Source organism: Streptomyces sp. NPDC001858 (genome assembly GCF_053594615.1).
In genome coordinates, this window is sequence record NZ_JBSFEV010000120.1 from 1 (window position 1) to 1,644 (window position 1,644).

Here is a 1,644-nt window from a genome sequence, read left to right on the forward strand (position 1 = left end):
GTCAGTCTCGCCTCGATCCTCCTGCTGATCCTCGGCAACAGCAGCAGCGGCGGGATCATGCCGGCGGCCTACCTTCCGGGTTGGCTGCGCCCGCTCTCGGACATCCTGCCCGTCGGGGTCGGCGTCCGCGCGATGCAGGGCCTGTCCCGCTTCCAGGACGACGGTCTGGTCCGCGCCCTGGTGATCCTCCCGGTGTGGGTGCTCGGCGCGGCCCTGGTGCTCTACCTCAAGGACGTGTACCGGCGCGAGCCTCCGACCGTCTCGCGCGAGCAGTACGCGCCGCAACCCGCAGCAGGCTGACGTGATCTTGTTTTCGACGAGCGCCAGGGCCTGTTCCACGCTTCGCCGGAGGGCACTTCGTTTCGGCGGACGGTAAGTGGTCGCGCGAGGACGGTGAACCCCGGCGGCGTCCTCCCCTGGCGTCGGCCGGTGCCCGGACGACGGGATGAGTCGGCTTGCCGGGACGGGCTTGAGCCCCATGCGGCCAGCAGGGGGCGACCGAACGAGGCGGCGGTCTCCGGCCCGGCTCCGCGGCCTGGACGTGGCACCGCCTCAGGCCGGCCGCATCGGGCGTCTGGGCGGGCCGGGCGGTCAGTCGGCGGTGGACTTCTCAAGGGGGGTCCGGGAGGTTTCCCGCGGAGAAGGCGCCGGTGAGACCGCCGTCGACGACGATGACCTGCGCGCTGACGAACGCGGCGGCGTCGGAGGCGAGACAGGCGGCTGCCGCGGCGATGTCATCGGGCACGCCGGCCCGCCTGATGGGCCGGCCCTGCGCAGGTTTCTCGGCGATGGCCTCGGTCAGGTGTGCGGCAGCTTCCCCTTCGAGGCCCTCGCTGTTCGCGAACAGGTTGATCACGGTACCGCCGGGGGCGATCGCGTTGACCCGGATGCCGAAGGGCGCCTGTTCGGCTGCCACGGAACGCGTGAGGCCGACGATCCCGGCCTTGCACGCGGAGTGCACATGCGGGCCCAGCCCGCCTCGCAGCGCGGCGACGGACGTGGTGCTGATGATGGAGCCGCCCCTGCCCCGCCTCGCCCCTGCCCTGCCTCTGCACGGCGCGCAGGCGTGCTTCATCCCCAGTGCGATGCTCCGCAGATTCACCGCCACGGTCCGGTCGAACGCGGAGACGTCGAACTCGGTGATCGGTCCTTGGACGCCGGTGATGCCGGCGTTGCCGTAGAACACGCCCAAGCCGCCGTGACCGTCGACCGCAGCGCCGACCAGCGCCTCGATGTCACTCTCGACGGTCACGTCACACCGGATGAAGGTGCCGCCGATCTCGGCGGCCACCAGCTTGCCGGCCGTCTCGTCGACGTCGGCCACCACGACGATGGCTCCCTCGGCGGCGAACCGGCGAGGCGCGCCGGCGCCTGTTCCGCTCGCCGAGCCAGTGATCACCGCGACCTTGCCGGACAGTCTCGTCATGGGTCGCTCCTGTGCGGTGTCGCCCATGGGGGAGCGCCGGGGCGGCACCGTCAGGGGTCGGTCGTTCGAGTTCTGTGTGCGCGAGTGTCCGGCCGGCCGCTCTGAAGAGGTCTAGCGATCGATGGGCGGCAAAAGAATCTTCCGGTGGACGGGAACAGAAGCCTTGTGGCGTAGGTTGTTGACTAACGATTGGCCGACCAACTAAATTGGTGGGCATC

General features: G+C 70.6%; 1 protein-coding gene and 1 pseudogene. One reads left to right on the forward strand and one right to left on the reverse strand.

Annotated features, from left to right (window positions below):
• A pseudogene (locus ACWCPF_RS45425) lies at positions 1-300 on the forward strand (ABC transporter permease); the annotation flags it as partial.
• A 310-nt stretch (positions 301-610) separates the two neighbouring features.
• On the opposite strand, the gene ACWCPF_RS45430 reads toward ACWCPF_RS45425, so the two are convergent.
• Positions 611-1,426, reverse strand: coding sequence for an SDR family oxidoreductase (locus tag ACWCPF_RS45430; RefSeq protein ID WP_451051029.1), 816 nt, complete (start codon positions 1,424-1,426; stop codon positions 611-613).
• Between the last annotated feature and the right edge of the window lie 218 nt (positions 1,427-1,644).

Excerpts from the sequence above, each read along its gene's own strand:
- ACWCPF_RS45430 (WP_451051029.1), bottom strand. The coding sequence starts at position 1,426 with ATGACGAGACTGTCCGGCAAGGTCGCGGTGATCACTGGCTCGGCGAGC.